14 protein-coding genes are annotated in these 13607 nt (G+C 44.5%); 3 read left to right on the forward strand and 11 right to left on the reverse strand.

The genetic code is table 11. From position 1 onward, the window contains the following. The 3 genes from AC1DSE_RS18380 to AC1DSE_RS18390 form a co-directional block, all read right to left on the reverse strand. Positions 1 to 652, reverse strand: a 652-nt coding sequence (locus AC1DSE_RS18380; RefSeq protein WP_477528001.1) for a YggS family pyridoxal phosphate-dependent enzyme, incomplete at its 3' end; no start/stop codon positions are given. Positions 653 to 655: 3 nt separating this feature from the next. Continuing rightward, complete coding sequence (pgeF, locus tag AC1DSE_RS18385; protein ID WP_477528002.1) at positions 656 to 1507, reverse strand: peptidoglycan editing factor PgeF; 852 nt, start codon at positions 1505 to 1507, stop codon at positions 656 to 658. Between the two features lie 143 nt (positions 1508 to 1650). Beyond that, positions 1651 to 1932: a YlmC/YmxH family sporulation protein gene (locus AC1DSE_RS18390; RefSeq protein WP_076268170.1), complete on the reverse strand. Its 282-nt coding sequence runs from the start codon at positions 1930 to 1932 to the stop codon at positions 1651 to 1653. 178 nt (positions 1933 to 2110) lie between these two features. Here AC1DSE_RS18390 and AC1DSE_RS18395 point away from each other — a divergent pair, with 178 nt between their 5' ends. Continuing rightward, positions 2111 to 2677, forward strand: a complete 567-nt coding sequence (locus tag AC1DSE_RS18395; protein ID WP_441883003.1) for a TetR/AcrR family transcriptional regulator — start codon at positions 2111 to 2113, stop codon at positions 2675 to 2677. Between the two features lie 15 nt (positions 2678 to 2692). Further along, complete coding sequence (locus AC1DSE_RS18400) at positions 2693 to 3121, forward strand: DUF3995 domain-containing protein (protein WP_441883001.1); 429 nt, start codon at positions 2693 to 2695, stop codon at positions 3119 to 3121. Between the two features lie 54 nt (positions 3122 to 3175). On the opposite strand, the gene sigG is transcribed toward AC1DSE_RS18400, so the two are convergent. From sigG to spoIIGA, 3 genes are all read right to left on the reverse strand, one after another. Next, positions 3176 to 3958, reverse strand: coding sequence for an RNA polymerase sporulation sigma factor SigG (sigG, locus tag AC1DSE_RS18405; protein WP_477528003.1), 783 nt, complete (start codon positions 3956 to 3958; stop codon positions 3176 to 3178). A gap of 104 nt (positions 3959 to 4062) precedes the next feature. Then, positions 4063 to 4785, reverse strand: a complete 723-nt coding sequence (gene sigE / locus AC1DSE_RS18410; protein WP_054027973.1) for an RNA polymerase sporulation sigma factor SigE — start codon at positions 4783 to 4785, stop codon at positions 4063 to 4065. A 38-nt stretch (positions 4786 to 4823) separates the two neighbouring features. Beyond that, the gene (spoIIGA, locus tag AC1DSE_RS18415; protein WP_339208726.1) at positions 4824 to 5807 is read right to left on the reverse strand and encodes a sigma-E processing peptidase SpoIIGA; all 984 of its coding nucleotides are present in this window, start codon (positions 5805 to 5807) and stop codon (positions 4824 to 4826) included. A gap of 440 nt (positions 5808 to 6247) precedes the next feature. Between spoIIGA and AC1DSE_RS18420 the strand changes: the two genes are divergently transcribed. After that, on the forward strand, positions 6248 to 6931 hold the full coding sequence (locus AC1DSE_RS18420) for a DNA-binding response regulator (protein ID WP_477510083.1): 684 nt from the start codon (positions 6248 to 6250) through the stop codon (positions 6929 to 6931). 905 nt (positions 6932 to 7836) lie between these two features. Here the strand turns inward: AC1DSE_RS18420 and ftsZ are convergent. From ftsZ to murB, 5 genes are all read right to left on the reverse strand, one after another. Continuing rightward, positions 7837 to 8952 (reverse strand): cell division protein FtsZ, encoded by a 1116-nt coding sequence (gene ftsZ, locus AC1DSE_RS18425; protein ID WP_441882996.1) that lies wholly within the window; start codon positions 8950 to 8952, stop codon positions 7837 to 7839. 119 nt (positions 8953 to 9071) lie between these two features. Next, positions 9072 to 10313 carry a cell division protein FtsA gene (gene ftsA, locus AC1DSE_RS18430; protein WP_477528004.1) on the reverse strand — a complete coding sequence of 414 codons (1242 nt, stop codon included), beginning with the start codon at positions 10311 to 10313 and terminating at the stop codon, positions 9072 to 9074. Between the two features lie 236 nt (positions 10314 to 10549). After that, positions 10550 to 11302, reverse strand: a complete 753-nt coding sequence (locus tag AC1DSE_RS18435; RefSeq protein WP_339208722.1) for a cell division protein FtsQ/DivIB — start codon at positions 11300 to 11302, stop codon at positions 10550 to 10552. Between the two features lie 111 nt (positions 11303 to 11413). Further along, positions 11414 to 12682 carry a UDP-N-acetylglucosamine 1-carboxyvinyltransferase gene (murA, locus tag AC1DSE_RS18440; protein WP_076268162.1) on the reverse strand — a complete coding sequence of 423 codons (1269 nt, stop codon included), beginning with the start codon at positions 12680 to 12682 and terminating at the stop codon, positions 11414 to 11416. A 15-nt stretch (positions 12683 to 12697) separates the two neighbouring features. Continuing rightward, the gene (gene murB, locus AC1DSE_RS18445; protein WP_477528005.1) at positions 12698 to 13603 is read right to left on the reverse strand and encodes a UDP-N-acetylmuramate dehydrogenase; all 906 of its coding nucleotides are present in this window, start codon (positions 13601 to 13603) and stop codon (positions 12698 to 12700) included. Between the last annotated feature and the right edge of the window lie 4 nt (positions 13604 to 13607).

Raw genomic sequence — 13607 nt, forward strand, 5'->3', positions numbered from 1 at the left:
CCTCAAAATCATTCGACATGCCCATTGATAACTGGGTGATGGTGTTTGGATGTTCCGAGCGCCGCTCTAATTCATCCCTCAGCTCTCGCAAAGCTCTAAAGACGGGTCTCGTTTGCTCTGGTTCGGCTTCATAAGGAGCCATCGTCATCAAACCAATTGGCTTGATCGAATTAAACTTAGCAAGCTGCTCCACAAAGGGAAAGAGCTCGTCTGGATTAATGCCTTGCTTGGAATCTTCCCCAGATACATTTACTTGAATAAAGCAAGGAACGATAATTCCTAGCTGGGAAGCACGCTTATTTATGGCTTCAGCAAGCGATAGCCTGTCCAACGAATGCATGTATGTAAACTTCCCAATGACGTCCTTCACCTTATTCGTTTGCAATGAACCGATAAAATGCCAGATAGGCTGATCCTCTGCTGCTAGATCGTCACTGCCGCTTATCGCTTCCCACTTCGCCTGCGCGTCCTGCCAACGATTTTCACCCAAATGAAGCAAGCCTTGCCCTAGGGCAGCCTTCGTAGTATCTAAAGAAACATATTTCGTAACAGCAATAATTTGAACTTCATCTCTGCTGCGCCCGGCACGCTCGCAAGCTTTCTTAATTCGCTCTTCCACAAGCTCAATTCTATTCTCTAATGTGAATGACATGTTTCACCTCTCCCGAATGCCGATCCAACTGGCCATTCGGCCGGTTAAGCCACCTTCTTTGCGATGAGAAAAAAATAAATCCCGTCTGCATCCAGTGCACCACTCTGTTAATTCGATACGTATCGGCAAAATTCCTGCTTTTATCATAATCTGTCGGTTTATTTCTTTCAAGTCTAAGTTCGCTTTGCCATCCTCGCTTTGCTTAAGCATTGATTCCGCTTCTTCTTGCGTCAAGCTCAGATCAGTCAAAAGCGCCTGTACTTGCTCAATGACTGGACCATCCACCTCATAGCAGCAGCCTCCTATAGAAGGCCCTATCGCTGCCACAAGCGCTTTAGGGTCGGTTCCATATGCTTGCTCCATTGCTCGTACCGTTTCAATAGCGATCTGCTGGACGGTTCCCTTCCAACCGGCATGGGCAAGCGCCACCGCATCATGCTCTGGATCATAGAAATACAATGGGACACAATCTGCGTAAAAAGAAGTCAGCAGCACCCCAGGGACGTTAGTCATGATAGCATCACAATCCCTCAGCACATCGTCCAGACTATTTCTACCCTTGCCTTTATCTGCTTCAGTCACTTGCCATACCCGGTTCCCATGCACCTGTTCAGCACAAGTCCATGCTTCAAAAGGCCAGCCGATAGCATCGGTCAGCAATCGCCTGTTCGATATAACTGCGGCATCTTGATCCTTGACGTGCAAGCCCATGTTTAACGATGAAAAGTGGCCTTCGCTAACCCCGCCTTGACGTCCTGTAAACCCTGCGTTCAAACGATCATAACGTGATTCCCATTCAGACAATAAAAAAAGCGAAGGTCCCTTCGCTGATTGATTATGTTTAAAAGCTTCCATTTGTTCACCTCTATTTAAAGGTTTGCAGAGCAAACCTACTTCGTAAGCATCACCTTAGGTTTGCGAAGCAAACCTACTTCGTAAGCATTTGGTAAGGTTTGCAAAGCAAATCTGCTTTGCTGGTATAGTCACAGTTTAGCGTTTTATGAGCGAGCGTGCAAATCTTCTTCCTCGGAACGAAGCTGTTTCGTGTCATCCATTCGAACGAGCACAACATCTGCCCCAATTTTCACAATATTGCGCCACGGAATAACGACTTCCGTGCCGCCACCGCCAAACATCCCCAAAAACTTAGTATACTGCGGCACCACAATAGAATCGATCCGACCTTGCCGTAGATCAAGCTCCAAATCCGTTATTTGACCTAGCTTTTTTCCGTCCACAATATTAATAACGTCCTTTGTTTGAAAATCAGATATTTTCATTTCCGCTCACCACTTTTCAAGTAGAGTGATCACCCGTTTGTCTCTCCTATAACTATATGTGGAAATCGCCCAAAATGTCCTTCTTATCAAGAAAAGGAGCCTCTTATTTCAAAATTTGATTTTTATGTACGATAGCGTACAATAAAAGAATATCAAAGGATCAAATAAGGAGCATATCATGCCAAAAATCGTCGCAACGGAACTCGATTGGATCAAGCTTGGACTGCAAAAATTTGCTGAAGGGGGTGTCGAAGCTCTCGTTATCGAACAGCTCGCTAAGCAGTTAAACAGCAGTAAAACCAGCTTTTATTGGTATTTTAAAAATCGTATTTTGTATGTGGATCGTATTATTCATTACTGGCATGAACAAACAACCACATCAATCATCGCTCATATTCAGCAGCATGATTCATTAGAACCGAAGCAAAAGGCACACCAGCTGCTCAGCGTCATGTTCAGCACGATAGAAGGAAAAGATTTTATTTATCACTTCCGAAAATTAGGAACGACATCGCCTGTGTATGCCGAGCTGCTTCAGCAAATTGAGCAGCAGCGCTTGGATTATATGAGCGACTTGCTCATAGCGTGCGAATTATTAGAAGATGAGGCAAAGAATACATCTGAACTCTTATACAGTTATTACTTGGGATGGTACGAACGAAATAAACATCGTACTCTCAATCCGGAAGAAACCCAGAAGCAGATTGACCTGCTCATGCTGTTTATTGAAAAAAACCATACATGACACGGAGGATATGTGATGCAATCGTTATTAGCAGCGCTCATTAGTGCGGTGTTGTTCGTCATCGGCGTAATACATATATATTGGGTGTTTGGCGGTCGGCATGGAATCTCCATTGCTGTCCCGACAAAAAATTACACATCTCAGCCTCTTTTTAAACCTCGTCCGATTGGAACTGCAGCTGTTGCAGTACTTTTCTTTGCGGGCGCCGCATTCATTCTGATGTTTGTTGATATTATCCCTGTCATCGGACCAGCATCGCTGCCCTCCATTGCAGCCTGGGCACTTGCTATTGTTTTTTTGGCTAGAGCAGTTGGTGAGTTTCGTGCAGTCGGGTTATTCAAAACGATTCGAAACACGCATTTTGCACGAATGGATACGTATGTTTACTCTCCGCTTTGTCTGATCATCAGTTTCTTATCTTTTTGGTTGATGATCATTGGTTAGTCCCCTTCAATAAATCACATAAACAAAAAAACGGTGCCTCTCGGCACCGTTTTTTTATGTTTTTACATGCTTTTGCATTTGCTGAATAGCCGACTTTTCCAAACGAGATACCTGTGCCTGTGAGATGCCGATTTCATCGGCTACCTCCATTTGCGTCTTGCCTTCGAAAAAGCGCATCGACAAAATCATTTTTTCACGGTCGTTCAGCTTATGCATAGCTTCCCGAAGCGCGATTTCCTCGATCCACGATACGTCTTTGTTTCGTTCGTCACTAATTTGGTCCATAAMATAAATAGGATCGCCGCCGTCATGGTAGATCGGTTCAAACAATGAAACTGGATCTTGAATGGCGTCCAGTGCGAATACGACATCTTCCTTCGGAACGTTTAAAGCTTCCGATATTTCAAAAATCGTCGGTTCGCGTGAATTTTTGTTCGTCAAGCTATCCCTAACTTGAAGCGCCTTGTAGGCAATGTCTCTCAAGCTGCGTGATACGCGTATAGGGTTGTTGTCACGCAAGTAACGGCGTATTTCCCCGATAATCATCGGTACGGCATAGGTGGAAAATTTGACATTTTGGCTAAGGTCGAAATTATCTATCGCCTTCATAAGTCCAATGCATCCGACCTGGAATAAGTCGTCTACAAACTCTCCCCTATTGTTAAACCGTTGTATAACGCTAAGCACTAGCCGCAGATTACCGTTAACTAATTTCTCTCTTGCTGCCCACTCATTACGGGTTTGTAATGCCGTAAACAATTCTCTCATTTCGACATTATTAAGGACAGGCAGTTTCGCGGTATCCACTCCACAGATCTCGACTTTATTTCGGGTCAACGTGATTACCTCCCAAGGAGAAACATTAATGTACATTATCTCCTCAGGAGTCCTTTTTATTCCTATTGCGACATCGTTCGACAACTGCAAGCAGGATGCGGGATCTAAACCATTTTGTTAAATTCTTTACGAAGCCTTTTAATAATTCGCTTCTCAAGGCGTGAAATATAGGACTGTGAAATGCCAAGAAGATCAGCAACATCCTTTTGTGTTTTTTCCTCGCCGTCGGCAAGACCGAAGCGAAGCTCCATAATAATCCGTTCACGCTCTGACAATTTATCAAGCGCTTTGTGAAGCAGCTTGCGATCTACCTGCTCTTCAATGTTACGGTAAATCGTATCATTCTCCGTTCCGAGAACATCCGATAGAAGCAGTTCATTTCCATCCCAGTCGATGTTAAGCGGTTCATCAAAGGACACTTCGGTGCGCGTCTTACTATTGCGGCGCAGGTACATCAATATTTCATTTTCAATACAACGCGAGGCGTAGGTGGCCAGCTTAATCTTTTTCTCAGGATCAAACGTGTTAACCGCCTTAATTAGACCGATCGCGCCAATTGATACGAGATCTTCAATATGAATGCCGGTATTCTCAAACTTACGAGCGATGTATACGACTAGCCTTAAATTACGTTCGATTAGCATTGCGCGAATAGCCGTATCGCCGGTAGGCAGTTTTTCCAGCAAATATTCTTCCTCTTCACGTGTTAGGGGAGGCGGTAATGCCTCACTGCCACCAATATAATAAATTTCTTCACTTTTTAATCCGAATAAAAACATGACACGATAATAATATAACTGAAGGATCAGTTTGTACTTGACGAGCATCTGGCCCATCCCTCCTCGTTTGTATGAGCATACGTTCGTTACTGTTGTACCATAGACGGATGGATAATGGCTCGATATGCCCCATCAGACGTTAACTTACCGCCGTCAAGCCCGATAAGCACCTTCCGCGTTTCAAAAACTTGTCCTTCCCTAGTAATTTCAACCGCATCCGGCTTTATCGCTAGCATGAACTGTGACCCTCGATTGACACCTCTGAATGGTACAAGACGAAGTCGATCTTGCCAAACAAAGGTGTGCTCATCCATTCCCGCTACAAGACGATCCACTTGTGCATCTCGTATGCTATTCAACCACGATTCAGGTAAATCATCTTGCCACAAGGATGCCTCCATTACCATGACCGGTGTCCGTGTAAGTGGATCATAAAGCTGATTGCCGGTGTCGATCAGGCCTATGCAGGTTTGTATACGTTCTCCAATCATAATTTTCACTTCTGCCAAATGAGTTTGCACCAGCTCCCTTTCTCTTTTTTGCGTCAATACGGCACGGTATATATACAATCCGATGCATAACGCAGCAATCAAATAAAACAATCCCATCTTAAGCTCCACACGCATGTTTCCGTTTACGAACATCATCGTTTTCCAAACCTCACGGGACCCTTGCATGAACAAATAATAAAGTCCAAGCACAGCTCCAGCAGCCACAAAGTTAACCGCATAAAACGCTGCAACATTCCTCATATAGTGCTGAATCGAGGCAAAGCCAAAAGCAATCCATAAAATCAATAACGACGTAGCAACCTTAACTGCAAATGTGAATAAAAAAGATAATTGTGGAAAAAGCATTAAAACGACATAACAAGCTCCGACAGCAGAAGCCAATAATACTCGCCAAGGCTTCGGTTTAAGATGACGTGCCCAAGCAGTAGTTAATAGAATAGCACCGTCAACGAGCAGCTCTCGCAAAAACATAACATCAACATAAACAGCCACTTCGGTCACCTTCCTGCAACTGGCGGTAAACGGCCTGCAGCCGGCACCCGGGAGAACGATTGACACTAGTATATTAAAATCCTATTTCAAAGTCTGTCTATTCATGACGGCATGACGTATCTTTTTTTGTCGAGTAGGAGTATAAAAAACGGCAAGTCTTTTATGTTTATTTTTGCAGAGGCTTATATCTTTAGCTCGTCCTATTTTGCTAACCGTTCATTAACCTAGGGCTGCTCCTGTGAGGGATCACTCCTATGTCAGGCTGAATCTACCTTTTTGTTTCTTTTTGAGGTTCCCGCCATCACTTGTCATTGCTAAAATAATTTTCGACTAATTAATCTGGCCGTTTTTTTTAAAAACACAAAAAATTTGGAATGGATACTTGTTCCACATTGACAATTAGATTATCATTCTAAATAGATAGAAGCAGTGAAGCACACCGCTTACTCGGGAGATCTCTCCCGCAGTATGCGGTTTTTTTTATTTTCCGGAGGAGGATGATAAATTTGTCGTTTCAATCGGTATATGAATGTTGGCTGGAACTTCATCTAAAAAAGAGTAGTGGAGAAAATAGACGGAGGCTGGAGCAAGGACATGGACATGCTGAAAAATTTTTTTTAGAAAAGGTATGGTATCCTGCCTTCCATCAACTTGAGGGACTTATTCCAGAGTTTGAGATTGCTGATTTTCGAGACGGCACTCGTTTTTTAGACTTTGCTTATATAAAATCAGGCTTGCGGCTAGCGATCGAAATTGATGGATTTCGCACTCATTCCTCAGAAATCACTCGCTGGCAGTTTTCAGATTCATTAATGCGTCAAAACCACCTTGTGCTCGACGGTTGGAAAATATTGCGTTTCTCCTATGATGACCTAAAAGAAAAACCGCGAATGTGCCAACAACTTCTCCAACAATTTATGGGTAGGAGCTTAATTGGCAATAAAAAAGATACAAGCGCTGATGCATTCTTGGAGTTGGAAGTATTACGTTATGCTTCTCAACTACAGCATCCTATCCGGCCCACTGATGTAATCGATCTTCTAAAAATCAAAAAACGCGAAGCTCAAAAACTGCTTCACCGTATGGTTCTCAATCAAGCCTTGTTGCCCGCAGGAAATGGCACCCAGAGAATTCGATGCTACAAAGTAAACCAAGAGCAGCTGCATACTCTTTTATTCACCTCACTTTAACTGGTACATTAGAGGGTTGTTTGCATTTACGATATGCAGCTTCTCACCCTTGCTCATTCGCAAATAGTAGGCTGTAAGAACGTATAGGCGCTTATTGGCAGCAAACTAAGGCTTCTTTCATGCTGTAAGAACCTATGTGTTCTTACAGCGGCTTATCTACCTTGCTCATTCACCAAGCATTGTTTGTAAGAACATTTATGTGCTTATTGGCAGCTAACCATGGTTTCTTTCATGCTGTAAGAACCTATACGTGCTTACAGAGGCTTATCTACCTTGCTCATTCGCAAATAGTAGGCTGTAAGAACGTATAGGCGCTTATTGGCAGCTAACCATGGTTTCTTTCATGCTGTAAGAACTTATATGTGCTTACAGAGGCTTATCTACCTTGCTCACTCGCAAATTGTAGGCTGTAAGAACGTATAGGTGCTTATTGGCAGCTAACCATGGTTTCTTTCATGCTGTAAGAAACTATACGTGCTTACAGAGGCTTATCTACCTTGCTCATTCGCAAGTAGTAGGCTGTAAGAACGTATAGGCGCTTATTGGCAGCTAACCATGGTTTCTTTCATGCTGTAAGAACATATAGGTTCTTACAGCGCCTTATTTACCTTGCTCATTCGCAAATAGTAGGCTGTAAGAACATATAGGTGCTTATTGGCAGCTAACCATGGTTTCTTTCATGCTGTAAGAACCTATATGTTATTACAGCGACTTCTCTAGCTTGCTCATTCGCCAAGCATTGGTTGTAAGAACATATAGGTGCTTATTGGCAGCTAATCATGGTTACTTTCATGCTGTAAATGTATATGCGTGCTTACAGCTGCTTTTCCCCTTTTCTCGATCAACGTACAATCAAACAAATAAAAAAAGCCTCACCATAATGGCGAGGCTTAGTACAAAAAGTTTTAGCGATCGTTGCGAGGGCGATTGCGCAAAAATGCTGGAATTTCAAGCTGGTCGCTTGAAGTGTTGTTAGCTCCAAAAGGCTTAACTGCATTGGAGCTGCCCTGTTGCCTTGTATCAACCGCTTCTGGCTGCTGTTGTGGAACACGACGAGCAGCTGGTGACTTGTGCTCGAAGCCCGTTGCTATAACGGTTACTTTAATTTCGTCCTTCAGATCTTCATCGATGATCGCACCAAAGATCATGTTCACATCTGGATCAGATGCTGAAATGACAATTTCAGCTGCTTCATTCACTTCATAGAGTGAAAGGTTGCTGCCGCCAGTAATGTTCATAATAACGCCGCGAGCGCCGTCAATTGACGTTTCAAGCAGCGGGCTCATAATCGCTTTTCTCGCTGCTTCAGCAGCACGGTTCTCGCCAGTAGCAATACCGATACCCATCAAAGCGGAGCCGCGTTCTGTCATAATCGTTTTTACGTCTGCAAAGTCAAGGTTGATTAGGCCTGGTACTTGAATAAGGTCTGAGATGCCTTGAACGGCTTGACGGAGCACGTTATCCGCTTCACGGAAAGCTTCCAGCATTGGTGTCTTTTTGTCTACAATCTCAAGCAAACGGTCATTAGGAATGACGATAAGCGTATCTACTTTTTCTTTGAGCGCTTCAATCCCAAGCTCAGCTTGTCCAGCACGCTTGCGTCCTTCAAAGGTAAAAGGCCGAGTAACAACCCCTACAGTGAGTGCGCCGCATTCGCGAGCGATTTCGGCAATAACCGGAGCTGCTCCCGTTCCCGTACCGCCGCCCATTCCTGCTGTCACGAATACCATGTCCGAGCCTTTAAGCTGGTTCATAATAATTTCGCGAGATTCCTCTGCAGCCTTGCTGCCTACATCAGGATTGGCACCCGCACCAAGTCCACGCGTCAGCTTATCGCCGATTTGCAGCTTATGCTCGGATTTAGCCAAATGCAGCGCCTGAGCGTCGGTGTTTACCGTAATAAACTCAACGCCTTTAACACCATTCTCTATCATTCGGTTAACGGCATTGCTACCGCCACCGCCAACACCTATTACTTTTATTTGAGCAAGCTGCTCAAGCTCAAAGTCGAATTCCAACATCTTTCATTTTCCCCCAGTCRAGCGTAAACTGCTGATAACATCTATGAGACGGCACAGCAACGTTTCGCAGTAAAATATAAGTATCGTATATAAGGTGAAACTTATATTATCTTAAATCCTCAAATAAATTCATTAAACATACTTTTAATCCGCTCGAACATACCGGGTTTAGTAGAAGGTGTTGGACTTGCTTTGCGGCTTGCCGTTTTCTTCACTGCTCCAGTTCCGCGAGCTCCCATATATTTTGACACATATTGAATCATGCCAACGCCGCTGCTATACGCCGGGTCTCTTACACCAATATAATCAGGGAGTGCAATTCGGACGGAAGACTCAAGCTCTGCCTGGGCCAAAGCGAGTGTTCCTGGCATCGATACAGTGCCACCGGTCAACACATAACCGTTAACCTTGTCGCCATAACCAAGTCGACGTACCTCTTGAYGAACTAAATGGAAAATCTCTTGCATGCGAGGCTCGATAATACTAGCAAGATCAACCTGTGAAAACTCTTTTTCCACATTGCTGCCCATTCGTGCTACTTTAAACTTCACATCTTCAGCTGCATCCATTACATTTGAACAGCCATATTTAAGTTTGATTTTCTCAGCTTGCTCACTTTGTGTGCGCAAGCCATAAGCTATATCATTTGTTACATATTCGCCACCAATTGGAAGCGTTGACGTAGCAGCTAGGCCGCCTTGATCATAAATGGCAATCGTACATGATCCTGCTCCTATGTCAGTAAGAACAGTCCCTATCGATTTCTCATCTTTGGTGAGCGAAACCACGCCTGAAGCGAGTGATAACAAAATGACACCAGAAATACGAAGGCCTGCTTTCTCTACACAACGCATAAGGTTATGTATAGCAGTCTTCGTCCCCGTGACGATCGTCGCCTCAACCTCAAGGCGAACGCCAATCATACCGCGCGGATCGGAAATACCTTCCAAGCCGTCTACTAGATACTGCTTTGGAACCAAGTTAATGATTTCACGCTCTGGAGGGAGCGCCACTACTTTAGCAGCTTGTAATACTCGTTCAATATCTTCTTCACCAATTTCACGGTCCTCATTGGATACTGCAACGACGCCTCTATTGGTTTGCAAAGCAATATGATTGCCTTGAATACCAACATATACGTCTGATATTTGAATGCCTACCATGCGCTCCGCATGCTCTACGGCATTACGGATCGATTGCACAGTCTGGTCAATATCTACTATTGCTCCTTTGCGAATACCCTCTGAGTCGGCAGATCCAACTCCAATAATATTAATGGCTCCATTATTCACTTCACCAATAATAGCACGAACTTTGGATGTACCGATGTCCAAACTGACGATGATGTCGTTGCTGCTCATCTTGCGGCACCTCCGTTTCAAATAATTAATTATTTTACCACATGTTAAGGTCTTCCTACATATTCAACGCTTTTATTATTTTCCCTCTTTTTTCAACAAATTTTTCGATGTTTCTCGCTTTGTGTCGAGCACCGCCCCTTGCGATTCTCTATATTTCCTATGTTTATCCAGCTTAATCGAGTATTAATGCATAAATAAAATTCTACCATTCTTTCAGACTATTGAGTAGTATAATTTTACTCAGAATCTATATTTTCTGGACTCTCACTTACGAAAGGCACATATGTATCCGCCAGAAGCATCGTGATCTTACCTGGCTCTTGGGTCTCGATTACTGCATTCAACGCTTCAATCTTCTCTGGAAGAACCGACACCGCTGTTACCACTTCAAATTTTGTGCGAGTGTACATCAGAATCCGATCGGGATAAGCGGTTGACGGAAATGGTAAAATCTCAGACAGGTCGGAGAGCTGCTTCGTCGATATTTTTGCAAGCTGCTTCGTGAGCTGTGCTTTTACGGGATCTCCATCTGCCCAGCCTGACAATACAGGCTTGTCCACAAGCTGCATTTCATCGCTGTCAGCCTCAACTGTCGTTCCATTTGTCAATAACGCTGTCATTTCCCCTTGCTTGGAAAGCTCGAATGCAACAACAGGAAACTCCTCTACATGAATCTTCACCACACCTGGAAATACCTTCGTAACCTTAGCCCCTTTAATTTGTGGCAATGTGACAATTCTATCTTCTATAGTAGAAGACGAAGTTCGAAAAAAAGCATCGCCAACCAAAATAGCAGCTGCCTTGCCTATTTCTTCTCTGGTTACGAATCTAGTTCCTTCAATTTGGATTTCTGATATTTTGCTAATAGAGGAATTAAAAAATAATACAGCCAAAAGCGCCACAAACAATAATATAAGTATGGTTAACAGCTTCCGACTGCCCATTCTTTTTTTCGGTGGTTCCTTAAGTACTGGCATCTGTGCACTCATAACTTGTCCCTTCTTTCCCCAAAAAACATCCGGTTAACCTCTCCGCGTCAGCCTTCGCTTAGCATCAAAAGGGTACCGGCTGTTTCTATCTTGCAGCTCATGCGCATAGTATTAGTTATTAGGCACTGGCGAATAACGCGAAATCCGCGCACCCAGCCTAGACAGCATCGTTTCGATTTTTTCGTAGCCTCGATCGATGTGATGAATTTGCTCAACGACCGTCCTTCCTTGCGCTGCTAAACCAGCTATGACAAGGGCGGCACCCGCTCTCAAATCCGTTGCTTCCACCGTCGCTCCATAAAGCCTTGGCACGCCGCGAATGAATGCCGCATTCATGTCTACGCGAATGTCTGCACCCATACGTGACAGTTCATCCACATGCTTTAATCTGCCTTCAAAAATCGTTTCTTTCAATACGCTCACACCATCTGCAAGCGTAAGCAGCACCATAACCTGAGACTGCAAATCGGTAGGAAAAGCCGGGTATGGAGAGGTTACGATTCTTTCAACCGCTCTAGGCCTTGTTGCACTGCCAACTTTAATTATATCATCGTCGACAACAATTTGAACACCTGCCCGGCGCAGAACATGAATCAAGGAAGATAAATGGGCTGGCTGCGTATTTTGGAGCGTGACTTGACCGCGTGTTGCAGCGGCGGCTACCATGATGGTCCCTGCTACAATACGATCCGGAATCACTTTATAACGACAAGGTGTTAGCGACTGTACCCCATCTATCGTTATCGTGTCGGTTCCGGCTCCCATTATTTTAGCGCCCATTGCATTTAAAAAGCCTTGCAAGTCTTGAATTTCCGGTTCCCTTGCAGCATTGCTTATTGTGGTTCGGCCTTCTGCCAAAGCAGCGGCCATCATAATATTTTCTGTTGCGCCGACACTTGGAAAGCTTAAGTGAATATCCGCTCCCCTTAGTTTCTCGGCACGGCATATGATCCGGTTACCCAATTCTTCTATTTCTGCACCCAGAGCCTGAAGACCTTCTAAATGAAGATCAATTTTCCGCTCACCGATTGCACATCCACCTGGTTGATAAACCTGAGTTTCCCCAAATCTAGCAAGCAAAGGCCCCATTAAAAAAATAGAAGATCGCATCTGTCTCATTAACGATTCCGGCACGTGGGATGTATGTGCAGTCTCAGTGTCCAGCACCACAGTTCCTCCCGTATGCTCGGCGCGGCATCCTAATTCGCGCAAAATGTTCAGCATGACATCGATATCTAGCAAATCAGGCACATGATCTATCGTTGTTGTGCCTTCGGCCAATAGACTGGCAGCCAGAATCGGCAAAGCGGCATTTTTCGCTCCTTGGATAACTATGGTTCCTGAGAGAGGTTTCCCACCTTCAATCACCAATTTGTCCAATGTATCACCTCCGAATTACCGCTCACCCACCACCAATACTTCCGGCACCAACAGGATGCCATAGCGGTCCTGAACAGTGCTTTTTATATGAGTCATGAGGGCGAGAACGTCTTCAGCTGTTGCTTGCCCGGTATTCACAATAAAATTGGCGTGCTGCTTCGATACTTGCGCTCCTCCGAGGCTTTCACCCTTTAATCCAGCCACTTGAATGAGTCTAGCGGCATAATCATTAGGCGGATTGCGAAATACGCTGCCTGCACAGGCAAGCTGCAAAGGCTGCGTTCTCAATCTTCTCTCTTTGTAGGAGGCCATCCTAGCGAGTACTTCCTGCCTATCCCCTTCTACCAGCTCAAAGGCGGCTTCAATGACAATGCCCTTTTGCTCGTGAAGTATGGAATGGCGGTAAGCGAAGTTCATAGCCTCACGATCGTAGCGAACCAATTCTCCTGTTTCCAGTACAATATCAGCTGACTTAAAAATACGTGACACATCTGATCCATGCGCGCCAGCATTCATATAAACGGCTCCGCCTACCGTACCTGGGATTCCCCCCGCGAATTCAAGTCCGGTCAGACCTTGTTTCCCAGCCATGACTGATAGCTTAATTAAAGAATATGAAGCACCGGCTATTGCTGTCGATCCTTCAAAACGCAAGTAATCGAGCCCTCTGTGCGGTTTTATTACAACGCCGCGAATCCCTTTATCACTTACCAGCATGTTCGAGCCTCTGCCTAAATTAGTCCAGGGTATTTGATGTTTTTGCACCAAACGTACCGCCGATACCAATTCATCTTTGCTACTAGGGAGGATTAAGATATCAGCGAGACCGCCGATTTTCCAAGTTGTATAGTTCGATAGCGGTTCGTTGTACAAAACTTCGCCAAGATTAGCTTGTTCCAATTCCGCTTTAAAAGCTTCCATTCGT

It is taken from the genome of Paenibacillus sp. 01L418 (assembly GCF_056400045.1).

Coding starts and splice junctions, on each gene's coding strand:
- AC1DSE_RS18400 (WP_441883001.1), top strand. CDS start 2,693: ATGCAATCGTTATTAGCAGCGCTCATTAGTGCGGTGTTGTTCGTCATC.
- ftsZ (WP_441882996.1), bottom strand. CDS start 8,952: ATGTTGGAATTCGACTTTGAGCTTGAGCAGCTTGCTCAAATAAAAGTA.
- murB (WP_477528005.1), bottom strand. CDS start 13,603: ATGGAAGCTTTTAAAGCGGAATTGGAACAAGCTAATCTTGGCGAAGTT.
- pgeF (WP_477528002.1), bottom strand. CDS start 1,507: ATGGAAGCTTTTAAACATAATCAATCAGCGAAGGGACCTTCGCTTTTT.
- sigE (WP_054027973.1), bottom strand. CDS start 4,785: ATGCTCGTCAAGTACAAACTGATCCTTCAGTTATATTATTATCGTGTC.
- AC1DSE_RS18390 (WP_076268170.1), bottom strand. CDS start 1,932: ATGAAAATATCTGATTTTCAAACAAAGGACGTTATTAATATTGTGGAC.
- AC1DSE_RS18435 (WP_339208722.1), bottom strand. CDS start 11,302: ATGAGTGCACAGATGCCAGTACTTAAGGAACCACCGAAAAAAAGAATG.
- AC1DSE_RS18395 (WP_441883003.1), top strand. CDS start 2,111: ATGCCAAAAATCGTCGCAACGGAACTCGATTGGATCAAGCTTGGACTG.